Source organism: Streptomyces sp. BHT-5-2 (assembly GCF_019774615.1).
Lineage (GTDB): Bacteria > Actinomycetota > Actinomycetes > Streptomycetales > Streptomycetaceae > Streptomyces.
Genome location: NZ_CP081497.1, coordinates 1,192,381 through 1,215,066, shown reverse-complemented (window position 1 = coordinate 1,215,066; position 22,686 = coordinate 1,192,381). Strand labels below are relative to the sequence as shown.

Here is a 22,686-nt window from a genome sequence, read left to right as displayed (position 1 = left end):
GCCCCTCAGGCCCGCCGCCGCCATGCTCCTGTTGACCTTCGGCCATGGGACGGCCGATGCCGCGGAGATGACGCACCTGTTGCAGGGGGCCGAGGTGCGCCGCTTGGTCGATGTGCGCAGGGCGCCCGGCAGTCGGCACAATCCCGACGCCGGGCGCCACGCCATGGAGCGGTGGCTGCCGCAGGGCGGCATCGCGTACCGCTGGGAGCAGCGGCTCGGTGGTCGGCGGACGGCACGGCCGGACACACCCGATACCGCACTGCGCAACCGGGCCTTCGCCGGGTACGCCGCGCACATGCGCTCCGCGGAGTTCCTCGCCGCGGTCGACGATCTGCTCGCCGACGCCGCCGTGGAGCGCACCGCGGTGATGTGCGCCGAGACCGTGTGGTGGCGCTGTCACCGCAAACTGATCGCCGACTTCCTGGTGCTCGCCCGCCAGGTCGAGGTGCTGCACCTGATGCACGACGGCACGCTGCGCCCGCATCTGCCCAGCCCGGAGGCGCGGCTGTGGCCCGAGCGCCGGGTGCTGGTCTACGACGCGGGCCAGCAGTTCCTGCCCGGCTGACGCCGGCCGACGGCCGGCAGTCCGGTCCGCGACCGGTTCCCGCTGGATCACGGGGAGTTGAAGTCGGTGGCGGGGAATGTCGCCTTGGGATCGTGTCGAGGGAGCCTGGTCGGCGACCCAGGGGCAGGGTCACCGCCCGGCGGTTTGCCGCCGCAGGGCGGTCATGTGGCCACTTTGCGTGACGTTGCGCCTGGCCCGATGTCACGTCCGGCCGGCAAGGACTGGGCTATCGGCGGGTCCGGGGCGACGATGGAAGTCAGTGGAGACCGTGGACGGCGGAGGCGGGCCCGGGATGAGCACTGCCGGATCCTTGTGGGCGGAAGGCGGCGCGTCGGCGTCCGGGCCGTTCGAGCCCAGCGGGCTGCTGGACGTGCTGGGCGTGGCGGCCGTCGTGCTGGACGCCCAGGGGCGCATCGTGCTGTGGAGCCCGCAGGCCGAGGAGCTGTTCGGCTACACCGCTCAGGAGGCGCTGGGCCAGTACGCGGGGCAGCTCATGGTCCACGAGCGGGATTTCGACACGGTGATCAAGCTGTTCGACGAGGTGATGTCGACCGGCCAGGGGTGGGCCGGCGCGTTTCCGGTCCGGCACAAGGACGGCAGCACGCGGGTGGTGGAGTTCCGCAACATGCGCCTCATGGACGGCGGCGGAGACGTCTACGCCCTGGGCATCGCGAGTGACCGGGCGGCCGTGCACAGGGTGGAGCGGGACCGGGCCATGTCGGTGCAGATGGTCTCGCAGTCGCCCTACGGGCTGGCGGTCCTGGACACCGAACTGCGGTACGTCGCGGTCAACCCGGCCCTGGAGCGGATCAACGGCATACCCGCCGACGCACACCTCGGCCGGACGGTCGGCGAGGTCCTGCCGTTCCTGGACGTCGATGACATCGAGTCCGCGGTGCGCCAGGTTCTGGACACCGGGACCCCACTGATCGATCAGCCCTCCGTCGGCCGTACTCCGGCAGCCCCGGACGAGGACCACGCCTGGTCGGTCTCCTATCACCGGCTGGAGGACGCCACGGGGACCGCGCTGGGTGTGGTCATCTCCGTGATGGACGTCACCGAGCGGTATTTCGCGGAGATCGAGGCCGACCGCGCCCGTCGTCGGCTCTCCCTTCTCGTCGACGCCTCCGCCCGCATCGGCACCACCCTGCAACTGGACCGGACCGCCTGCGAACTGGCCGAGGTCGTCGTGCCCGACCTCGCCGACATCGCCGCCGTGGACCTGCTCGACGACGTCCTGCAAGGGGACCGCGCCCATGTCTCGCCCAGCGGCCCGATCGTCATCCGCGCCCTCGCCGTCAAGACCGACCACCCCACCGAAGCCCTCCGCGCCGCCGACCCGCCCGGACACATCGCCCGGTACGGCGCGGACCGCCTGGTCACCCAGTGCGTGCGCTCCGACCGTCCGGTCCTGGTGCGCCATGTGGACGAACGGGACCTGAGCCGTATCGCCTGCAGCGACGAGGCGGCCGCGCTCCTTTCCCGGGCGGGACTCCACTCCTATCTCGCGGTACCGCTCACAGCCCGCGGGGAGGTGCTCGGCGCACTGGATCTCAAACGCACCCGCAATCCGCTGCCGTTCACCCAGGACGACGTCGTCCTGGCGCGCGAGCTGGCGGCCCGGGCGGCCGTGCAGATCGACAACGCCCGCTGGTACCAGAACGCGCGCAACACCGCGGTCACGCTCCAGCGCAGCCTGCTGCCCGACCACCCGCCCCACGCCGTGGGTTTGAAGGTCGCCTCCCGCTACCAGCCGGCCGGAGCCGCGAGCGAGGTCGGCGGCGACTGGTTCGATGTGATCCCCCTGGACGGCGACAAGACCGCACTCGTGGTCGGCGATGTGATGGGCAGCGGCATAGACGCCGCGGCGACCATGGGCCGGCTGCGCACCGCGACCAGCACCCTGGCGGAACTCGAAATGGCCCCCGACCGGTTGTTGGAACAGCTCGACAAGATCACGGCCCGCCTCGTCCACTACATCGCCACGTGCCTGTTCGTCATCTACGATCCCCACCGCCGGCGATGCCAGATCGCCAACGCCGGACACCTGCCTCCCGTCCGCGTACGCACCGGCCGGGATCCGGAGCTGCTCGAAGTGCCGACGGGCGCGCCGTTGGGGGTGGGTGGCGTCGCCTTCCGCACCACCACCTTCGACCTCTCCCCCGGGGACCAGTTGATCCTCTACACCGACGGCCTGGTCGAAACCCGGCACCAGCACCTCGACGACCGGCTGAAGAAACTCCTCGCCCTGCTCGATGATCCCCGGCGCCCCATCGAGGACACCTGTGACCATCTCCTGCGAGCGCTGCGCCACCCCGACAACCACGACGACGTCGCCCTCCTCATCGCCCGTGTGCAGGACCGGTAGCGCTGTTCAGTCGGACCGCTGAAGCCGGGCTGACCGAGGTCCGGTCCGACTGGTGTCAGGTGGTGGGGTCGGCGCGCGGGACCCAGCCGTTGTCGGCTCCGGTGTGGATCAGGTCCTGTGCGTAGCGCCAGAGGTCCGCGGAGGCGTCCTTGATCACGGACTTGCGGGTGAGGACGTCCTGCTCCGTCACTCCCGGGGTGCGCCAGGTCCCGCCGCGGTTGCCGTAGTTGAGGAGCAGGGGTTGGAGTCGGTCCATGGCCTTGGCGAAGCGTGCTTCGGGTGTGCGGCGTTCTTCGAACTCGTCCCATAGGGAGCGGAAGTGGGCCTGTTGGTCGGTGGGCAGGAGGGCGAAGAGCCTGTCCGCTGCGGCTTGTTCGCGTTCCCGCTGGTCCGCGGCGGCCGCGGTGTCGTACAGGAAGGTGTCTCCGGCGTAGATCTCCACCAGGTCGTGGAGGACGACGAGGGCGAGGACCTTGCCGGTGTCGATGGGCTCGTCCGCGTATTCGGCGAGTACGAGGGTCATCAGGGAGAGGTGCCAGGAGTGCTCGGCGTCGTTCTCCCTGCGGTCGGCGGCGAGGAGGGGGCTCCGGCGGAAGACGTCCTTGAGCCGGTCCACTTCGATGATGAACTCGATCTGGCGGCGCAGTCGTTCGGGGGTGCCGTCGGGCTGGGTGATGGACTCGGCGAGGCGGGCGGTGTCGTCGTTGGGCATGGGGAGGCTCCTTGACGCGGTGGCGTGCGCTGTTCCGATTCTGTTCAGAGGTTGAGGTACTGCAGGAGGACGCTGGCGGTGAGGACCGTTGTCGTCACCCAGAGAGCGGGGTGGGGTCGGCGGCGGCCGAGGAGGCCGGCGGCCGTGGTCACGAGGAAGGCGGCGGCCATGGCCTGGTCGATCGCGAGGGTGGCGAGGGTGACGCCGACGGCGGTCGCCGTGACGGCCGGGCCCAGGCGGTCCGGTGGGTCCGGCCGGCCGGTTGGGGTCGGCTGGTCGGTCGGAGCCTGTCGGTTCGTTCGGTTCGGCCGGTTGGTTCGGTCCGGGAGGGGTGCGGTGAGCATTTTGACCGCTACGAAGACCAGCGCGCCGGTGGTGGCCTCGACGGGTATGTGGGCGAGCAACGGGCCGAGGAACAGGCAGGAGAGCAGGAGCAGTCCGGTGACGAGTGCCGCGATCCCGGTGCGGGCGCCGGCGCGGATACCGACCGCGCTCTCCACGAACGCGACGAAGCTGGACGATCCGACTGCGGATCCGGCGACGGTGGCGCCGGCGTCGACGAGCAGTGCCTGGCGCATGCCGGGCACCTTTCCGTTGCCGTCCTGCAAGGGGGTGTGCGCGGACAGGCCGACGACTTTCGCGATGCTGCCGAAGAAGTCGAGGGCGAACAGCACCAGGACCACGCTCCAGGCCCTGGGGTCGGCGACGACGGTGAGGTCGAAGCGGAGCAGTGCGGCCCCGCTGCCGTGGATGCCGTCGTGGAGGGTCTGGGTGCGGATGCCGGCGAGGGCACAGTAGACGGCGGCGGCCGCGATGCCGCAAAGGATCGCTGTGGCGCGTGCGCCCAGGGCGTCCAGGACCAGGGCGGTGGTGAGGCCGATGTAGAGGGAAACGGCCGGTGGCCCGGTCCAGTCGCCCAGTCCGGACAGCCGGCCGTGGGAGGTGGTGACGAGGTGGGCGATCTGCAGGCCGACGAGGCCGATGAAGGTGCCGACCGCGGCGGCGAGTGCCGAACGCATCTGTGGCGGAATGGCGTTGATCACGGCTTCGCGCAGCCGTAGCAGGGATACGGCGAGCATGGCGATGCCGGACCAGAACACCATGCCCAGTGCCTGGGGCCAGGTGTAGGCGAGGGTGCCGACCACGGAGAAGGCGACCATCGCGTTCATCTCCATGCCGGGTGCCACCGCGAACGGCAGCCTGGCCCAGAGCCCCATGGCCATGGTGGCGAGGCCGCCGACGGCCGCCGTGGCGAAGAAGGCGGCGGCGTGCGGAATGCCTGCCCGGCCGAGGACGGCCGGGTTGACGACGACGATGTAGGACAGGGCCAGGAAGGTCGATGCGCCGGCGACGATCTCGCGGCGCCAGGTCGAGCCTCGTGTGCTCAGGGAGAAGTACCGGTCGACTGCTCCGGGAACGGACTCGGGTGCGGGTGACGGCGGTTTGGCGCGGAGTCCGGGCCGTTCAGGCGTGGTCACGTCGCGGTCCGCGGGGCGGGAAGGCGGGCGTGAGGGGGCTGATGGTGTCTCCGACGTCGCCGAGCAGCACCCGGTCGGGATCGTCGGGCTGGACGGCGTAGAACTTTCCGTTCAGCGTCCCTGAGACATGGCCGACGTGGAGGGTGAGGGTGACCTCCAGCTGTTCGGCGTACCTGGCCAGGGCCAGTGCCCCCTGGCGGGTGGCGTGGCAGGTGAAGATCTCGGCGTGGGCTCCGGGCCGGAGGGTCAGCTGCAGCATCGCCATGAGCGTGACGCCGCTGGCCACCACGCCGTCGACGACGACCAGTCGGTCAGTCGGCGAGGGCAGCCAGGCGTCGACGCCGACGAGCAGTCCGCCGTCCACCGGCATGCGTTTGGCGTGCGGTGTCCAGCCCCGCCGGTGGGGCAGGACGCCGAGGCGTTCGGCGAGGATGCGGCCCTCGCGTTCGGGTGCGATGACGGTCGTACCGGGTGCGGATGCGCTGTGCTGTGCCTGGATGGGCAGCATTCCGTAGATGTCCAGCAGTGCCCGGAGGTAGCGGCTGCGGTCGGCGACGCGCTGTTGGGGGAGGTTGGCGACCGCGGTGACGGTGGCCATCCGCTCGATCACTCCGGAACGGCCGGTGGAGGCGACGCGTACGGTGTCCGGCAGCGTGCCCGGGGCGTGCAGCGCCTCCAGCAGTCGGGGGTCGAAGTGGACCAGGTGGCTGAAGTAGGTGTCGTGGTGTTTCTCGAAGTCGTCCACCGTGTGCCGGGCCTGCGGGAGGAGTTCGGTCCTGGCGAGTAGGCGGGCAGCGGTCATCGACGGCCTCCGGTCCTGGGCTCTGAGGTCTGGTCTGGTCGGGACATCGGGGCGGGCGCTCGCCCGGTGCGGACGAGGAGGAAGAGCGCCGAGAGCGCGGCCGCCGTGGCGATGACCGCGGTGACGCTGAAGGTCAGGACGAAGTCGGGGGCCGTCGGGTGCTCCCCGTGGAGCAGGACCAGCAGCGCCAGGCCGAGCGAGCCGCCGATGTACTGCGCCGTGGTCACCAGGGCGCTCCCGGTCGCGTTGCTCGCCTGGGGGAGGTCGCGGGTCCCGGTGATGAACATGCCGGTGAACGCCATGCCCTGGCCGAAGCCGCTGAGCAGCAGGCCGGGCAGCAGGCCGAGGAGGTATCCGCCGTCCAGGCCGACGGCCAGGGCGAGTCCCAGGAGGCCGGCCGCGCCGGTGAGGAACGCCGTGGACAGCAGCCGTCGCAGCGGGATCCGGCCGGCGAGTCGGCCGGCCACCGTGTTCCCGACGGTGATGGCGCCGGCCAGCGGGAGGAAGGCCAGGCCGGCGGCGAGCGCGGTGTAGGCGCGGACTTCCTGGAGGTAGAGGGTGACGAGGTAGAACTCGGCGCCGAAGCTGGCCATGTACAACGCGGCGGCCAGGCAGGCGACTTGGAGGGTTCGTACGCGCAGCAGGGGCCGGGGGACGAGCGGCCTGCGCCTGGTCTGGCTGACTGCGAGGAGGCCGCCGGCCAGGACCGCGACAGCCAGCGCGGCGGCGACGACGGGGAGGGCGGGGCGGGTGCGGGAGAGTTCGGTGCAGGCGAGGACGAGGGCGACGACCGCGGCGCAGGCGGAGAGTGTGGCGGCGGTGGCGACGGGGGTGCGTGTTCCGGTTGCCGGGGAGCGGAGTGCGGTGCCGGCGGTGAGCAGGCAGAGCGCCACGATGGGGAGGTTGAGCCAGAAGATCCACTGCCAGGAGGCGACGGCGAGGATGCCGCCGCCGGCCGTGACGCCGAGGGCGAGGCCGACGGCGCCCGTGGTCCCCCAGACACTCACCGCCCGGTCGCGCTGCGGCCCTGCCGGGTAGGCGGAGCTGAGCAGGCCCAGTGTCGCGGGTACCAGCAGGGCCGCGGCCACTCCCTGGCCGACCCGGGCGGCGATCAGTACCGCGGCGGAGGTCGAGAGTGCGGCACCGGTCGAGGAGGCGGCGAAGACCAGTTGGGCGGTGAGGTAGATCCGGCCGGCGCCGAAGACGTCCGCCAGTTGCCCACCGAGCAGCAGGAAACCGGCGAAGAAGATGGCGTATGCGCTCACGATCCACTGGAGGGCGACGGCGGAGAAGTGGAGGCCGGCCCCGATGCCGGGCAGCGCGACGTAGATGATGGAGAAGTCGAGCGCCACCAGCAGTTGTGCCCCGGCCAGTGCCGTCAGTAAGCGGGCACCGGGCGTCGGAGCGGGGGAAACGGGCACGGTCGGTCAGCCTCCGTAGGTCGACGGGTCAGCCCAGGGCGGTGAGCGCCGTCATGAACACGTCCCAGAACCGTTCGGTGTCCAGGCGCGTCGCCACCCGGGCGTTGGGGGTCCTTCCGGTGACACCGTAGAGGTCGATCACGGTGGCGCCGCGGGTGAACTCACCATGGAGCTCGATGGAGACGGGGGCTTCGACGCATTCCACGAGGGTCGGGTCGAGGACGCGGGCGACGGCGACGGGGTCGTGCAGGGGCGCGTCGGGCAGGTCCCAGATCTGGTCGTAGGTGCTGGAGCGGAATCCGAGGAGGGCCGCGGACGCCTTGCTGATGTGGGTGCCCACGTCGGTGATCCGCTGGAGCACCTCGCGGGTGACGGGTGCCTGGTGTGTGACGTTGAGGCCGCAGTACGTCAGGGGGACGCCGCTGGCGAGCACTTCGTGGGCGGCTTCGGGGTCGACGAGGATGTTGTACTCCGCGTAGGGCTGGGTGTTGCCGCGATGGGTGGCTCCTCCCATGCACACGATTTCCTTGATCTTCTCCTTGTCCTGCGGGTGGCGGGCGAGGAGTCCGGCGATGTTGGTCTGGGGTCCGGTGACGACCAGGGTGAGGGGTTCGGGGCTGTCGGAGAGCAGGTTGTGGATCAGGTCCACGGCGTGCGCGGAGTGCAGCGGCACCTCCGGTTCGGGGAAGTCCCAGCCGTCCAGGCCGGTTTCGCCGTGTACGTCGTCGCCGATCAGCAGCTTGCCGGTGAGCGGCTTGGGGTAGCCGGCGGCGACCGGCACGTCGAGGGCCTTGGCCAGTGAGCACATGCGCCGTGCGTTCAGGGCCGTCTTCTCCACGGTCTGGTTGCCGGCGCTGGTGGTGACGGCCTTCAGCTCGACGCGGGGGTCGCCGACGGCGAGCAGGATGGCCATCGCGTCGTCGTGGCCGGGGTCGCAGTCCAGGATGATGGGGGTGGGCATGGAGGCTCCAGGTGTCCGGTACGAAGGCTGTGGCGGATGGGTGACGGTGTCGCGGGCGCGGGCGGTGGCCTCGTCATGCCTGGGCGGCGAGGGTTCGGTAGTAGGTCAGGTGGTTTCGGCCGGCGGTGGCGAAGCCGTCGCGGAGGCGTTGGGCCAGTGCGCGGTCGCCGGCCGTGGGTACGACCGGGGGCCGGTGTACGGCGTCCCTGAGTGCGCTGGTCAGTGCCTGGACGTCGCCGGCGGGGACGAGGGTGGCGGCCGAGTAGTCGGCCAGCAGCAACGGCAGGTTGCCGGAGTCGCTGGCGAGGATGCGGCGTCCGCAGATGACGGCCTGGGCGACGGACAGCGAGAACGGCTCTCCGTGTGCGCCCCGGTCGACGGTGGGGTGGATCACGATGTCGCTGGCGCGGATCGCGGCCCAGCTCTGCGGGGGACGGTAGTGGGTGAAGTGCACGCGTCCCTTCTCCTGCCAGGCTTCGGCGCGTTCGAGGAGGGCACGGGGGATGCCCGGGGGCCAGATGAGGTGTTGGGTTCCGGCGTGTACGAAGTGCAGTTCGGCACCCTCGTCCAGCAGGGACATCGACGCCTCCAGGCTCAGGTGGGAGCCCTTCCAGCGGGTCATTCTGCTGGGTTGGAGAACGGTGGGGTGTCCTTCGCCCGGGAGTCGGAAGGGTTCTTCCTCCAGCGGCAGGGCGAGCGCGAGGGTGGTGACGTCGGCATCGGACAGCCGGTGCCGGACCTCGTCGGCGACGAAGGCGGAGTGGGCGACGACCGGCCCGGGGAGGGTGGCGAGGAACTCCCATTGTTCCGGCTGTTCGTCGATGTTGTGCAGGTCGAGGACGAGGTGGCCGCGCCATCGGCGCTCCCGCAGCCGGTCCGCGACGGCGGTCACGACCTCGGGTTTGTGCCACTGGGGGTTGTGCCAGTGCACGATGTCCGCTTCCAGGCACCGTTCGGCGAGTGCGGCGGCGCGGGCGGGGACGAAGGGTTCGGCGATGTCGAGGGCGGGATCGTAGTCGCAGCCGGGTGACCGGCGGGTGCCGACCACGGCCCGTATGTCGCGGGTCAGGGCGCCGAGTTGGCGGACGACCGCGTGCAGATGGGTCTCGACGCCACCGGTGACCGGCAGTCCGGTCCAGTGGACATGGAGGATGCGCACCGCTCGTCACTCCTTTCCGGATGCCTGGGCGTCCTCGGCCAGCCGGAAGCCCATCGCGTACAGCGAGCGGGGGTAGGGACCATGCCGGCGCTGGCATCTGGCCAGGTCGCGGAAGCGGTTGAAGGCCCCGCCGCGGGCGATGCGGTAGGCCCCCAGTCTGCGGTACAGGTCGTCGTGGACGATTTCCCCACCCGGGTAGGGGCCGTAGGTGCTGCTGGTGTACTCCTCGACGTTGCCGGCCATGTCCAGGGCTCCGCACCAGGACCTGCCCTCGGGGAAGGCGCCGACGGGGCTGGTCATCAGCAGGCCGGTCTCCAGGGTGTTGGCCGCCTGGGCGCTGAAGGTGTCGCCCCAGGGGTGGCGCAGTCCTTCCGGTCCGGCTGCGGCGTACTCCCATTCCTGTTCGGTGGGGAGCCGGAAGCGGCGGCCGGTGCGGCGGCCGAGCCAGTGTGCGTAGGCGTCGGCGCTTTCGGCCGTGACCGTGTAGACGGGGTGGTTGGCGGCGGCGGGATCGAAGCGGCCGTAGTTCCAGTTGCTCGGCAGCTCCGGATGACCGGTGTCCTTCAGGAAGACCGCGAACTCCCCGTTCGTCACTGGATACTTGGCGATGTTGAAGGCCGCGATCGGCAGCGTGTGGCGGGGGCATTCCTTCGCCACCCAGGACCGCTGGACACCGAACTGGGCCGAGTCGGCGTGCAGTGCGTCGACCTCGCTGTCCGGAGTGCCCAGGAGCGCGCGACCGGCGGGGACCGGCAGCATCTCCGGGGCTTCCCAGTCGATCCGCGGGTCGCCCACGAGGGCGAGTGCGGTGCCGGCCGCCAGGCGGTGTTCGAGCGGGAGTGCCGCGTCCTCGACGAGGTCGGCCAGCCGGGCGGGCGGGGTGCCGGCGACCTGCGCGAAGTGCGCCAGGCGTTCCGCTCTGGGTTCCACGTAGCCTTCGGGCAGTCCCATCGCCGCCCTGTCGGTGAGGGAGTTGATGTCGGCGTCGACCAGGTTGGTGTGCGCGATGTGGGACGTCACGTCTCCTGCTTCCCGCGGACGGTTTCCGGTTCCAGTACGGTGCGCAGGTCCTCGCCGAGCCGCCGGGTGCCGAGGATGCGGAAGCCCGGCGCCGCGGCGCAGGACGGTATGTCGAGATCGCGCACGGCGGGCGCGCCGTCCTGTCCGAGCAGTCGGGCGGCGCTGTACCAGATGATCCGGTCCACCAGTTCCTCGCCCAGCAGGGCGCCGGCCAGTGTGGCCCCGCCCTCGACGAGGAGCGACCGGATCCCCCGGTCGTACAGCGCGTGCAGGGACGCGGTCAGGAAGTGCTCCCCGGGAGCGACCGTGAGCAGTTCGGCCGTGCCGTGGCGCCCCTCCCCCGCGGTGCGTGTGGTGAGGATCCAGGTGGGGGCGGCGCCGTCGGAGGCGAGGCGCGCGTCGACGGGGGTGCGCAGCCGGCGGTCGAAGACGATCCGGGCCGGTTGCCGCGGTCGCGGGCGGCCGGCCGTGTCGCGGGCGGTGAGTTGGGGGTCGTCGACCAGGACCGTGGTGCTGCCGACGGCGATCGCGTCGGTTCGGACCCGCAGCAGATGGGTGTCCCGGCGGGCCTCCGGGCCGGTGATCCACCGGCTGCTCCCGTCGCGCGCCGCGATCCGCCCGTCGAGGGTGGCCGCGAGTTTCAGGGTGACGTGTGGACGCTTGGTGACCGCGGCGGCCAGCCAGGCATGGTTGACCTCCGCGGCCTGCCGGGCGAGGAGCCCGGAGCGGACCTCGACTCCGGCTCGGCGCAGTGCCGTCGCGCCCTGGCCCGCCAGGGTGGGATCGGCGACGGCGTAGACGACCCGGCGGATCCCGGCGTCGAGCAGTGCCCGGGTGCAGGGGCCGGTGCGCCCCTGCCGGCTGCACGGTTCCAGGGTGACCACGGCGGTGCCGCCCTCGGCCAGTGGTCCCGCGGCGCGCAGTGCGTGGATCTCGGCGTGCGGCCCGCCGGCCTTGCGATGCCAGCCCTCGCCGGCCGGTCGGCCCGCCCGGTCCAGGACCACCGCCCCGACGACGGGGTTGGGAGCCACGGTGCCCAGCCCGCGCCGGGCCAGCGAGACGGCGCGGCGCATCGCGGCCCGCTCCTCCTCGGCGTAGGTCTGTGCGTCGTCGGGCGCGTCGGCCGTCACGGTGCCCCCTGTGGCGAGACGCCCAGCGGCAGTCCGGTGAGCGGACGGGCGGTGCCCAGGGCGTCGAGGTGGCCCATCAGACGGTCCTTGACTTCCAGGTACGCCTCGTTGAAGGGGGTGCGGAAGCCTCCGAGCGGGACGCGGTCCTCGACCACGATGCCCTCGGCGGTGAGCTGTCCGACCTTCTCGGGGTTGTTCGTCATCAGCCGGACCCGGCTGATGCCCAGATGCCGCAGGCAGTCGGCGGCCGTCCGGAAGTTCCGGCCTTCCGCGGGGAAGCCGAGGGCGAGGTTGGCGCTGATGGTGTCGTGTCCGGCGGACTGCAGCGCATAGGCACGGATCTTGTTGGCCAGGCCGATGCCGCGGCCCTCCTGGCGGAGCATGTAGACGAGAACGCCGTTGGACGACTGGACGATGGCGTTCAGGGCAGCGGACAGCTGGGGTCCGCAGTCGCACTTCTCGGAACCGAGGACGTCGCCGGTGAAGCAGGCGCTGTGGATCCGTGCCAGTGGCGGGGCGACGGATTCGCTGCGCGGGGCGATGGTCCGCAGGGTGACCACTTCTTCGGTCTCCTGGCCGTCCGTTCCGACCTGTCCGAAGACGGTCAGCTGCATGAGGGTGGAGCCGACCGGTAAGGGGGCACTGGCGAGCCGCGCCACCGCGGTCTCCTCGGCGGTCTCCTGCGCGGTCTCCTCAGAGGGCGTCATCGGGTGGCTCACCTGCTCCGGCGGGAGTTCACGGCGGCCGGGGCGGCGATCTCGTACACGCGGCCGTCGTAGGAGGAGGCCAGGAACCACCCCGGCTCATCGGCCGCGGTCAGGGCCGAGATGCCGGCGGTCGTCGGCCGCTCGTCGCGCACCCACTGCCCGGAGGCGGGGTCGTAGACGGCGACCCGGCCGTGGTATCCGCCGGTCGCGATCAGGCTGGTGTGCGGGTCGACCGCGACGCACTTGATGCTGTTGCGGTGTGGCGTCGGCACCACTGCCTGGCGTTCGCCGACAGCGGTCCAGATCCGCAGGGTCAGATCGCGGCTCACGCTGACGAACCGCCCGTCCGGTAGGGCCGCCGCACCGTTGGCGATGCGTGCGTGCGCCTCGTCGTTGCCGGCGACGAGCCGGAGGTCCGGCAGCGAGTGCCACCGTGCGGCGCCCGTGGCGCAGACGCTGAAGAGCACGTCGCCCTGGATGGCCAGGCCCTTGATGGCGTTGTCCTGGATGCGGTGCTCGCCGACCAGCTTCAGCCCGGCGCCCGCCTCGTCTCGCAGCACCAGCGCCTCACCCGTGTAGGTGCCGACGACCAGCGTTTCACCGTCCGAAGTCGCGTGCACGGCAGCGCAGTTGAGCGGGGAGCGGTGCTGGTACAGCATCGTTGCGGTGGTCGCGTCGTACAGGGCGCCGAGCTGGCCGCCGCTGACGACCGTGCCGGCGACGGGGACGACGAAGTTGCAGCAGCTGCCGAGTTCGGCGACCGCCTCGCCGTCGCGCCGGACGGTGCCGCTGTCGCCGACCGTGAACCGCCCCAGAGGGGTGCTCGCCACCGCGTTCAGTCCTGGCGTGGGTGCCACGGCGGACAGGTCCCAGTCACCGGTCTCCCGGTCGAAGACCGCGTAACTGGAGCCGAACGTCCCGAAGACCCAGCGGGTGGCGTCCAGTTTGGCGCAGGAACGCAGCCAGACATCGGCCGGCACCTGGCTGGTCAGGAGGTGAACGGGGTCCGCGCCCTGCTCCAAGTGCCACAGTCGCACCGTGCGGTCGTAGCTGGAGCTGAGCAGGATGCCGCTCTCGGCGTCGTGGGCGAGGCGCTTGATCCCGGCGTCGTGGACACGGTGGCGCTTGGTGCCCGACGGGTCGATCAGGATCAGTTCCCCTTCGTCGTTGCCGAGCGCGAAGCGGTCCACGCCGAGGACCGCGACCGTGTCCGTCTCGACCTCTCCCAGGTCGATGACGCTCAGTTGGGATCCGCCGGCCGCGTCCCAGCGCCGTACCGTGCCGTCGTCGCTGGTGGTCACCAACTCGGTGCCGTCTCGCACCCATTCGACGGACAGGACGTCGGCCCGATGCCCTTCCAGGCGGTGGATGAGCCGACCGTCCAGGTCGTAGATCCGCGCGTTGTGGTCACGCGAGGCGGTGGCCACCCGGGTCTCGTCGGGTGAGACCACGGTCATCTCCACGTCGTCCTTCTGGTCCGTGAGGACCGTGATGAGACGCAGGTCGGGGACGGACCATAAACGCGCGGAATAGTCGCTGCTGGACGTCACGACGATACGGCCGGAGGCGGAGAACCGGCATTGGTTCGCGAGATGGTCGTGGCGCGCCTCGGTGATGGCGGTGCGCGTCTTCGCATTCCAGAGAATGACCCGGTTGTCGTATCCGGCAGTCACCACAAGATCGCCGTGAGCATCGATCCCACTGATCGGCGAGGTGTGCTTGATCATGGACTCTCCTTGTCGTCACGTGTCAGCCCGAACAGACGGGAAGGGGTACGCACCCGGAGCGATGACGCCACATTGGTGGTGCGGATGAAGTCCGCCGACCGAATAGTCAGTGAAGGAAAGACGAACAATTCGCCAAGTGCCTGTGACAACTTTCTTTGAGCCGTGCGGAGATGAGCGAGCACGGCATGCGGGACGAGGACGGACTTTAGTTTTGGCGAAATTCCCACGTCAACACCGCAAAGGCAACTGTCTCGATTTCACATATCTCCACCAGCGCGCCGTGATCGCGGAATCGAGCCAAGATCGCAGCAACTCGGGGGTGGCGAGGCCCGGTCCGGCCTGCATAGACCTGCGGCATACGCCCCGCCGTCGATCCTCACCCGCCCTGCTGAAATCCGTCCGGTCACGTCGCAGGGACCACGGACGCCGGCACCCCGGCCGCCCGGGAATCAGCCAATGTCCATCGGCCATGTTGCCCACGGGGCAGCCGCACCTCACCCTTCCATGGAGAGGAAGCGATCTTTTGAGGGGGCACAGTGGACGAGCTGGACGGCGCGTTGCAGTACCTCAGCGGCTCCGGGCCGGAGTTCGGCCCCGGTGTCAGCAACCACGGGCCCATGGCTGCGGAGGCGCTGGGAAAACTCGGGCACACCGCGGCGATCGGAGCGTGGGTGTCCTCCTACCGGAAGCTCCTCTACGACGACACCTACGGGCACTTCCACGAGATCACCCACGACAACTGGCGCCCCGCCCTCGGCAACATGCGTCTCCTCGGCGACTGGACCGAATTCTTCCGACGCGAACTCGACGGCGCCGCCTGGACCGATGTCCTCGCCCGCTGGTGGCCACGCCTGCTGCCGGGCTTCGCCGCCGGTGGCGGGCACGGCGTCATCCGCACCGGGCACGCGGTCCGCATGCTGACCGAGGCCCACACCCCGTGGCGGGTCGACGAACTCGCCCATGGGCTCGGCTACTGGGCCGCCCGCTACCAGGAACTCCCCGAGGCCCCCTCGACACCACGTGCCCGGGACCTGGCCCAGACCTGGGAGGCCGTCCCGAAACTCCGCAGCGACCAGGGCATGGGCATGATCTTCCGGATCCGCCTCGAATCGGTCTGGCTCGAACCGGACTTCGCACCGGCCGTGGACTCCCTGCTCCCCGAGGGCGACGCGGAGCAGGCACTGAGCCGGCTCACCCGCGCCGCCGCCGGCAGCTATCTCACCGACGAGCACAAGACGCCCATGGCCTTCGTCCACGCGCTCACCACGCCCGCGGCGGTGCGCCTGGCCCTGCCGAGCCTGCCCACCGAACTCCACTGGCCCAGCGTCGCCGCCGCCGTCCGGTTCTCGGCGGCCATCCGCAGCGCCTACGGCACCGGACGACGCGAACACCACCCCGAGGAGCCGGTCCAGGACTACGTCACGCTCGCCGAACGGGCCGTGCGGAGCGAGGACCCGCACGCCATCAAATACGTGGAAGCCTGCCGGCGCGAAGACGCCCTCAGCCCCGATCCGGTGTACGCCACCGCGGCCACCGACTGGGTCCGCCGCTGCGAAACCGGCTCCTTCTGAACGCGGAAGGGGCCACCCGCCGATGAGGCAGCGTTCCTGGTGGAACGGCGCCGTGATCTACCACGTCTATCCGCGGAGTTTCCTGGACACCAATGGCGACGGCGTCGGGGACCTGAGCGGCATCAGCCGCCGGATCCCCTATCTCTCCTCGCTCGGAGTCGACGCACTGTGGCTCTCACCGTTCTTCTCCTCCCCCATGGAGGATTTCGGCTACGACATCCGGGACCACACCGCCGTCGACCCCCTCTTCGGAAAAGCGGCGGACTTCGACGAGCTCATCGACACCGCACACGGCCATGGCCTGCGCGTACTGATCGACTACGTGCCCAACCACACCGCCGCTGAACACCCCTGGTTCCAGGAATCGAGAAAAGGACCAGGAAGCCACCGGCGCGACTGGTACACCTGGCGGGATCCGGCACCGGGCGGCGGACCGCCCAACAACTGGATCACCCTGTTCGGCGAATCCGCCTGGACCCGGGAACCCGAAAGCGGCCAGTACTACCTGCACTCGTTCCTGCCGTCCATGCCCGACCTCAATTGGCGAAACCCGGACGTCCGGAACGCCATGTTCGACGTGGCGCGTTTCTGGCTCGACCGGGGCGTCGACGGATTCCGCGTGGACTGCGCCCCGCTCTTGGCCAAGGACCCCGAACTGCGCGACAATCCCCCGGCCGCCGCGGGAACCCTGGCCCATCACCGCCCCATGGGCGACTACGACAGTCAGCAACACCTCAACGACCAGGGCCACCCCGATATCCACGGAATCTACCGCGACTTCCGCACGCTGCTCGACTCCTACGGCGATACACCGGGCGAACGCATCTCCCTGGGGGAGATCCACGAATACGACTGGTCCGCCTGGAGCCGCTACTTCGGCCGCGACCTCGACGAAATCCACCTTCCCCTCAACTTCGGCCTGCTCCAGACACCTTGGCGGCCGGGTGCCGTGCGGGAACTCGTCCAGGCAGTCCTCCGTGCCCTCCCGCACGCCGCGGTGCCGACCTGGGTCATGGGCAGTCACGACGACCCGAGGGTGGCCGCACGCGTCGGCGCGGCGCAGGCCCCCAACGCCATGATGCTGCTGCTCACCCTGCCCGGGACGGCCGTCCTCTACAACGGCGACGAACTCGGCCTGCCGAACGCCGACATCGCCCCTGCGGACATCCGGGATCCCTGGGGACTGCGCAACCCCGGCCTCAGCCGCGATCCCGCCCGCTCCCCCATGCCATGGCACGACGGCCCGAACGCCGGGTTCACCACACCGGGCACCCGACCCTGGCTCCCCCTGACGCTTCCCCCCGGAGGCACCGCGGCAGCCCAGGAAGTCGACCCCCGATCCCTCCTCTCCCTCACCCGCGCCCTGCTGGCCCTGCGCCGCAACCACCCGGCACTCGGCGCCGGCACCGGCACCGTCGAATTCCTCGACGGCCCCGCGGAGGTACTGGCCTACACCCGCTCCGCACCCCCGGAAACCGCCTTCGCATCCGGCTCCGGCTCCGAGCCTCTCCTCATCACCCTGAACCTGACCGACCGTGCGATCCCCATCGACCGGGTTCTGGGAGACCGCCGCTGGGCGCGGCACCTGACCACCGCCCCGGGGGCCTCCACCAGCGCCGGCTCCCCCGTGCTGAGGCCCGACGAAGGGGCGATCTGGAAACCGCAGTCCCCCGGCCGCCGTCAGGAAGGGTCGGCCACCAGCGCGCGCTCCCAGTGCTGAGTGTCGGCGTACTCGCGCATGGTGACGATCCGCCCGTCGCGGACGGTGAAGACGGCGCTGTTCTTCTGCTGGTACGGCCGGCCGGTCCTGCCGGTCGCCCAGGAGTCCCACTCGACGAACACCTGCTCGCCCTCCCCGAAGACATTGGTCACGCGCACGCCGACCTCCCGCTCCGGGTCCAGGTGAGCGAAAGCGGTCGCCAGAAAACCGTTGATCACCTGTTCCCGGCCCTGCCAGGTACCGGAGATCGGCAGGTCACCGCCGTACCAGCAGCTGCCGTCCGCGTCCCAGGACTCCCAGATCACGTCCTGGTCGCCGGCCGCCAGCGCGTCGAAGTAGCGCCGCACCACGTCCTTGGGCTCAGTGCTGTTCATGAGGTGCTCCCGTCAGTCGTTGCCTGCTGTGGGCGGCTCTTCCGCCCGACCCACAGTCAACCCGCAGGCACCGCGCCGACCAAGATTCACTCCATGAACGCACCCTTCACGAACCGCGATCAATCAGTGTCCCGGTCGGTTGGGCCGGGCCATCAGATGCGCCAGGCGCGGAGGCGACCGGCTGTTTGGTAGACGGTGGTCTTGCCTGCCTGGATTTCACGGACGAGGTCGACCAGGGCGCCGTAGGGCGGGTCGATGCCCTCGCCGGCGGCGTGCATGTAGGCCACGGCGACCTGGCAGGCGTAGAGCGCGTTGCGGTGCGGCAGCGGCTGCAACCGCACCAGCGTGTCCAGTAACGACGCCGCCCGCCAGGCGGCATCGGGCTCGACCACGCTGGCACGGGGAATGCGGGTCTTGTGACGGGCGACGGCGGCGACCAGGGCGGAATAGTCGGCCACCGAGACGTCCTCGGGGACGGCCTGCTCCTGAACGTCGAGGAGCCAGGCGACGTCGATATGCAGGGGCATCAGGCGGCGCGGCCCTCGCCGCGCCGGGCGGCCGGCGGCACCTCGTCGGGGAAGGCGTCGTCGAACTCCGCGCGGTGGTCCTCGCCCCAGCTGACGGCGTGGCGGACGAACTGCAGGCGGTACCTCTCGCGCAACGGCAAGTCGTGAAGATACTGCTTGAGGGACTTGCCTTCGGCCGCGGCGGCTGCGCGGACCTCCTGCATCTCGTCGTCGGTGAACGTCACATTCAGCGATGGCATACGGGCAAGGTACCGGATTGGTACCTCGCTGGTCCACCTCGCTGCACACCCTCGCCAGGCGCCTGGAAGACCACGGCGTGGAGGTCACCTGGGACGACAACTTCCCCGGGTTCCACCGCTTCTACGCGTCCGACAAGCTGGGCAACCGGCTGGAGTTCCTGGAGCGCAGGACGAATCCGTAGAGTCGGTGGGCGGGCCCGTTGGAGCCGACAGGAGGGCCCGTTCGGCGCGCGAGCCGCCGGTGGCTCTCCTCCACGGACGGGTCCGCAGACGGGGAGAATCCTTCGCGGGAAAACCCTTCGCCTCCGCGGGCGCCGCCCCTCTATCGTCGCGAGCGTGCTGAGCGTCAGTCAGGTCAACGAGTTCATCGAGCGGGGCTTCGTCCTGGTTCCGCAGGTGGTGAAGGACGACGTACTGGGTCGGGCGGCCCAGCGGATCGACGAGGTCATCGCCGCCGATCCGCCCGCCGCCGACAAGCGCGGCGCCCACTTCTACTTCCTGCCGGCCAAGGAGCATCCGGCGCTGTTGGCGCCATTGACCGAAAGCCCCGCTTTTGGTCTCGCCGAGGAGTTGGCCGGGGCCGGGACGCTCGACGTCCCCTGGCAGGTCCAGGTGGCGCTGAACATCCCGCCGCACTCACACCGTCCCGGCCTCCCCCACATCGACGCCGCCGACCCCGAGCCGACCGGCGGGCCGGTCCGTAACACGTTCACGCTGCTGGCCGGTGTCCTGCTTTCCGACCAGCTCGCGGAGAACTCCGGCAACCTCTGGGTCTGGCCGGGCACGCATCTCACCCACGCCGCGTACTTCCGCGACCACGGTCCCGAGATGTTCTGCGCATACCCACCGATCGACCTGCCCGAGCCCGAGCAGATCAGGGGACGGGCCGGCGACCTGCTGCTCGCGCACTACCTCCTCGGCCACAACGTCGGAGGCAACCACGCATCCGAGCAGACGCGACGCGCACTGTACTTCCGGATCAGCGCCCGGGACCACGCATCCCATCGCAACCAGTTCCTCCAGGACCCTTGGCTCGACTACCCGCCGATCAAATCCCGGTCATAGACGCCGCCTTCGGGTACCGAATTCAGCGTGGTGCGGCGAGGTCCTGGGTCCACCAGGGGCCGCCGGGGCCGTGTGCGACGCCGATGCCGACCGCGGTGAATCTGCAGTCGAGCAGGTTGTCGCGGTGCATGGCGTCGCCCATCCAGTCCCCCACGACCGTCGTGGCGCTGTCCGAGCCCCGGTCGAGGTTCTCGCCCCAACTGCTCCACCGGTATCCGGCGGCGGTGATCCGCGCGTCGGGGCCGACGCCCTCGGGTGTGATGTGGTCGAAGTAGTTGCGCGCCGCCATGTCGTCGGAGTGACGTTGGGCCGCGAGGTGCAGTCGCGGGTCGATGTGGAGCGGGCCGCAGCCGGCTTGGGCACGCTTGTCGTTGACCAGGGCGGTGGCCTGTTGTTCCAGGTCGGGTGGGGTGGCGGAGGCGGTGGGGGTGGGCGGGGCGGAGGTCATCGGGGGTGTCGGGGTGGTGACGACGGTGTGCGATGGGGTGGGGGTAGGTGTGGGAGTGGGCTGAGGTGTGGCGGTGGTGGTGATCGCGGACTGTTCCGCCGTGGGCGTTGCTCTGGGCGCGGGGTGGTCGTCGTCGCGGGTCGTGCGCGGGTGCCACCACAGGGCGGCGACGGCGGCCAGCGTGAGGGCCGCAGCTCCGACGACGACTGTTTTCTTGACGGCCGCCCGGTGTGGGCGGGGGGTTGGCTGCGGCGCGGTCGGTGCCGTTGAGGTGCTCGGCGCCGTAGGGGTGGTCGGCTTCGCAGATGTGGTCGGCGTCGTTGACGTGGTCGGCGTCGTTGCGCTGGTGGGTGGTGCTGTCGTGGGAATGGCCGAGGCTGCCGCGGCCGGGGTGTGGGGGAGCGTGAGGTGTGCGGGGAGCGGGAGCATGGCGAGGCCGGCCAGTAGGCCCTCGGCGGGCAGCAGGTCGTTCCAGTGCTCGGAGCAGGTGGTGCAGTCGCGCGCGTGCCTGGCTATGCGTTTGCGCCACAGGGGCGCGGGGGTGTGGTCCCAGGCGGCGGTCAGCTCGGTGAGTTGGGGGCAGGGCGGGTTCCCCGCGAGGGCGCGGACGACGACGCGTCCGGTCTCCAACTGCTGCTTCATCCGCTGGACGCGGACCGCGGTGTGACGAGTCCCGCAGCCGATGGCGGTGGCGAGTTCCGGCCGGTTGATCTCGCCGGCGGCCTCCAGCCACCACAGCGACAGCAGTGACCGGTCGCCTTCGTCCAGCCAGCGGGTGGCCTCGGCCACCTCACGACGTTGGCCGGACAGTCCCAGTCGCAGGATCGTGAGGTCGACGAAGTCGGCGGCGCGGTCGGGCCGTTCGGCTGTCTGGTCCAGGCCGATCGTGGGGGCCTTGTGCGCGGTGGCCCAACGCCGCCGTACCTGGTTCATGGCAATCGCGATCAGCCAGGATCGGAACGCCGCGGGCTCCCGCAGTTCCGCCAACGACTCCAGGGCGCGCACCATGGTCTCCTGGACCACGTCGTCGACGTCCGCATGGCCGTCCAGCGCCCGGCCGACGACGTTGTAGATCAGGGGCAGGTACGCGGAGACCAGTTGCTCCCGGGCATCGTCGTCCCCCGCCCTGGCCGCCTCGACGGTCGCCGTACCGTTTTCCCACTTCACGCCTGTTCGGTCCTGTTCTTTCGCGTACACGTTCATCGCCCCCGCGCTCAGGAGACCCGTCCGGCGCCCGGCGACAACAGAAAAGTTACGTGGAAAAAGCCGTCGACTTTCTGTTGTCCGGGTCCGCTTCGAAGGTCTCCCCCAGTGACGGCCAACGGCACGGAGCGCACCGCGCCACGACCGGGGTCGCCAGCTGGAAACGAATCTGAACGGAACGGAACGGAGCGGAGCGGAATCATGGAGCGCAACGAGGGATTTGAGCCCGCATCGTATGAGGAGTCGACGATCGGCGGCGGACGGCGGGCCGACGGACCCACCGTGCATCGGCGTCATGCCGCGTCGCGTCCCGGGCGCCGGCCGGGAGGGAAAGGGGGGAGCCACCGTGCCGACGCCGCCCGCTCCGGTGTGAAGGTGGCGGTGCCGGCGATGGCGGCCGTCCTCGCGGTGGGCGGGACCTGCCTGGTCCTGATACGTCCCGGGTCCGGGGCCGAACAGGAGCTGGCGGCCGAGCTGGCCACGCCGAGGCGGCCCGCCACGCTCGCCTCCCTCCCGCCGTCGCCGAGCAGTACCTGGCACTCGCCGCGCCGCCACAAGCCGTCGCCCACTCCCTCGGCCTCCCGGCAGCAGGACGACGGGCATACTCCGTCCCCCACAAGCAGCTCCGCGGAGCACTCGCACGCGGCCCAGCAGACCGTGCCCAGTGCGCCGCGCGTGGCATCCGGGGCCGGCCGAGCCCCCGTTCCCGGCCGGTCCGGGGCCGCGACCGGCACCGCCGCGGAGTTCGCCCGGAAGGTGGTCGATCTGGTCAACGCCCAGCGGGCCCAGCATGGTTGTGCGCCACTCACCGTCGATCCCCATGTGCAGGCCGCGGCCCAGGGGCACTCCGACGACATGGCCGCCCGCAACTACTACGCCCACGAGACCCCGGAGGGTGTCGACCCGGGCACGCGGATGACCAACGCGGGGTTCCACTGGCAGAGCTGGGGCGAGAACATCTTCAAGAGTCCGCAGGACCCTGCCACGGCGGTGGACGGCTGGATGAAGAGCCCCGGCCACCGGGCCAACATCCTCAACTGCTCCTACAAATCCACCGGAGTGGGGGTCAACCTCTCCCCCAACGGGCCTTGGTGGACCCAGGATTTCGCCGCCGGCTTCTGACGTGGCGGCGGGCGCCCACGCCGGGGGGAGCCTCGACGCTCCGCGGGCGCCCTTCTCTCCGTGAACGTGCCGACGCCCGGCGTGCGCCGCTTCTTCCGGCGCACGCCGGGCACGCTGTGAGCCGCCTGATCAGGCGGTCGTCGTCGACGTGGTACTCAGTGTCGGCCGAGTACGGCACCGACGGGCCGGGTCGTCAACGGACGATCACGACGATGCCGCCGTAACCACCACGCCATCCCCCACGGCGCCAGTAGCCGTAGCCGTCGCCGCGGCACCCGTATCCCCAGTCGTCGCAGTCCCAGCCGCTGGTCTTGCGGTTGCGGGGGAAGAACACCTTGAAGGTCATCTTCGCCTCCTGTGATCGAGC

21 protein-coding genes and 1 pseudogene are annotated in these 22,686 nt (G+C 70.7%); 7 read left to right on the top strand and 15 right to left on the bottom strand.

Going from position 1 to position 22,686, the window contains the following annotated elements:
* Positions 1–67: 67 nt before the first annotated feature.
* Entirely contained in the window at positions 68–565 is a 498-nt protein-coding gene (locus K2224_RS33270; RefSeq protein WP_313904815.1) for a DUF488 domain-containing protein, read from the top strand.
* A 292-nt stretch (positions 566–857) separates the two neighbouring features.
* Entirely contained in the window at positions 858–2,933 is a 2,076-nt protein-coding gene (locus K2224_RS33265; protein WP_221910872.1) for a SpoIIE family protein phosphatase, read from the top strand.
* Between the two features lie 55 nt (positions 2,934–2,988).
* Here the strand turns inward: K2224_RS33265 and K2224_RS33260 are convergent, their stop codons facing one another.
* The 10 genes from K2224_RS33260 to K2224_RS33215 form a co-directional block, all read right to left on the bottom strand.
* Positions 2,989–3,645 (bottom strand): HD family hydrolase, encoded by a 657-nt coding sequence (locus K2224_RS33260; RefSeq protein ID WP_221910871.1) that lies wholly within the window; start codon positions 3,643–3,645, stop codon positions 2,989–2,991.
* A gap of 44 nt (positions 3,646–3,689) precedes the next feature.
* Positions 3,690–5,123 (bottom strand): NCS2 family permease, encoded by a 1,434-nt coding sequence (locus K2224_RS33255; RefSeq protein ID WP_221910870.1) that lies wholly within the window; start codon positions 5,121–5,123, stop codon positions 3,690–3,692.
* The gene (locus tag K2224_RS33250) at positions 5,110–5,925 is read right to left on the bottom strand and encodes a hypothetical protein (RefSeq protein ID WP_221910869.1); all 816 of its coding nucleotides are present in this window, start codon (positions 5,923–5,925) and stop codon (positions 5,110–5,112) included. Before K2224_RS33250 ends, K2224_RS33255 begins: the two co-directional genes overlap by 14 nt.
* Positions 5,922–7,346: an MFS transporter gene (locus K2224_RS33245; RefSeq protein ID WP_221910868.1), complete on the bottom strand. Its 1,425-nt coding sequence runs from the start codon at positions 7,344–7,346 to the stop codon at positions 5,922–5,924. Before K2224_RS33245 ends, K2224_RS33250 begins: the two co-directional genes overlap by 4 nt.
* Positions 7,347–7,374: 28 nt before the next feature.
* The gene (locus K2224_RS33240) at positions 7,375–8,307 is read right to left on the bottom strand and encodes a nucleoside hydrolase (RefSeq protein ID WP_221910867.1); all 933 of its coding nucleotides are present in this window, start codon (positions 8,305–8,307) and stop codon (positions 7,375–7,377) included.
* 73 nt (positions 8,308–8,380) lie between these two features.
* A complete protein-coding gene (locus K2224_RS33235) occupies positions 8,381–9,466 on the bottom strand; it encodes a glycosyltransferase family 4 protein (RefSeq protein WP_221910866.1) in 1,086 nt (361 codons plus the stop codon).
* Between the two features lie 6 nt (positions 9,467–9,472).
* Entirely contained in the window at positions 9,473–10,417 is a 945-nt protein-coding gene (locus K2224_RS33230; RefSeq protein WP_221912115.1) for an SUMF1/EgtB/PvdO family nonheme iron enzyme, read from the bottom strand.
* Positions 10,418–10,482: 65 nt separating this feature from the next.
* Positions 10,483–11,616 (bottom strand): bifunctional diaminohydroxyphosphoribosylaminopyrimidine deaminase/5-amino-6-(5-phosphoribosylamino)uracil reductase RibD, encoded by a 1,134-nt coding sequence (gene ribD / locus K2224_RS33225; protein ID WP_221910865.1) that lies wholly within the window; start codon positions 11,614–11,616, stop codon positions 10,483–10,485.
* On the bottom strand, positions 11,613–12,323 hold the full coding sequence (gene ribA, locus K2224_RS33220; RefSeq protein WP_260693632.1) for a GTP cyclohydrolase II RibA: 711 nt from the start codon (positions 12,321–12,323) through the stop codon (positions 11,613–11,615). The genes ribD and ribA overlap by 4 nt, the downstream gene beginning before the upstream one ends.
* A gap of 8 nt (positions 12,324–12,331) precedes the next feature.
* Positions 12,332–14,050 carry a WD40 repeat domain-containing protein gene (locus K2224_RS33215; protein ID WP_221910864.1) on the bottom strand — a complete coding sequence of 573 codons (1,719 nt, stop codon included), beginning with the start codon at positions 14,048–14,050 and terminating at the stop codon, positions 12,332–12,334.
* 536 nt (positions 14,051–14,586) lie between these two features.
* Here K2224_RS33215 and K2224_RS33210 point away from each other — a divergent pair.
* Both K2224_RS33210 and K2224_RS33205 read left to right on the top strand, forming a co-directional pair.
* Positions 14,587–15,621 (top strand): questin oxidase family protein, encoded by a 1,035-nt coding sequence (locus K2224_RS33210; RefSeq protein ID WP_221910863.1) that lies wholly within the window; start codon positions 14,587–14,589, stop codon positions 15,619–15,621.
* A 22-nt stretch (positions 15,622–15,643) separates the two neighbouring features.
* Complete coding sequence (locus K2224_RS33205) at positions 15,644–17,341, top strand: alpha-amylase family glycosyl hydrolase (RefSeq protein ID WP_221910862.1); 1,698 nt, start codon at positions 15,644–15,646, stop codon at positions 17,339–17,341.
* On the opposite strand, the gene K2224_RS33200 is transcribed toward K2224_RS33205, so the two are convergent.
* The 3 genes from K2224_RS33200 to K2224_RS33190 form a co-directional block, all read right to left on the bottom strand.
* A complete protein-coding gene (locus K2224_RS33200; RefSeq protein WP_221910861.1) occupies positions 17,302–17,715 on the bottom strand; it encodes a nuclear transport factor 2 family protein in 414 nt (137 codons plus the stop codon). The two genes, K2224_RS33205 and K2224_RS33200, sit on opposite strands and share 40 nt — an antisense overlap.
* A gap of 152 nt (positions 17,716–17,867) precedes the next feature.
* Positions 17,868–18,242 (bottom strand): toxin Doc, encoded by a 375-nt coding sequence (locus tag K2224_RS33195; protein WP_221910860.1) that lies wholly within the window; start codon positions 18,240–18,242, stop codon positions 17,868–17,870.
* Positions 18,242–18,481 (bottom strand): hypothetical protein, encoded by a 240-nt coding sequence (locus tag K2224_RS33190; protein WP_221910859.1) that lies wholly within the window; start codon positions 18,479–18,481, stop codon positions 18,242–18,244. The genes K2224_RS33195 and K2224_RS33190 overlap by 1 nt, the downstream gene beginning before the upstream one ends.
* 41 nt (positions 18,482–18,522) lie before the next feature.
* Here K2224_RS33190 and K2224_RS33185 point away from each other — a divergent pair.
* Both K2224_RS33185 and K2224_RS33180 read left to right on the top strand, forming a co-directional pair.
* Positions 18,523–18,663, top strand: a pseudogene (locus K2224_RS33185) (glyoxalase); the annotation flags it as partial.
* Positions 18,664–18,817: 154 nt separating this feature from the next.
* Complete coding sequence (locus K2224_RS33180) at positions 18,818–19,546, top strand: phytanoyl-CoA dioxygenase family protein (RefSeq protein ID WP_221910858.1); 729 nt, start codon at positions 18,818–18,820, stop codon at positions 19,544–19,546.
* A gap of 22 nt (positions 19,547–19,568) precedes the next feature.
* On the opposite strand, the gene K2224_RS33175 is transcribed toward K2224_RS33180, so the two are convergent.
* On the bottom strand, positions 19,569–21,161 hold the full coding sequence (locus tag K2224_RS33175; protein ID WP_221910857.1) for a sigma-70 family RNA polymerase sigma factor: 1,593 nt from the start codon (positions 21,159–21,161) through the stop codon (positions 19,569–19,571).
* 426 nt (positions 21,162–21,587) lie between these two features.
* On the opposite strand from K2224_RS33175, the gene K2224_RS41005 reads away from it, so the two are divergent.
* Positions 21,588–22,319: a CAP domain-containing protein gene (locus K2224_RS41005; RefSeq protein WP_260693631.1), complete on the top strand. Its 732-nt coding sequence runs from the start codon at positions 21,588–21,590 to the stop codon at positions 22,317–22,319.
* A 193-nt stretch (positions 22,320–22,512) separates the two neighbouring features.
* On the opposite strand, the gene K2224_RS33165 is transcribed toward K2224_RS41005, so the two are convergent.
* Positions 22,513–22,665 carry a hypothetical protein gene (locus K2224_RS33165; RefSeq protein WP_221910856.1) on the bottom strand — a complete coding sequence of 51 codons (153 nt, stop codon included), beginning with the start codon at positions 22,663–22,665 and terminating at the stop codon, positions 22,513–22,515.
* Positions 22,666–22,686: the final 21 nt, after the last annotated feature.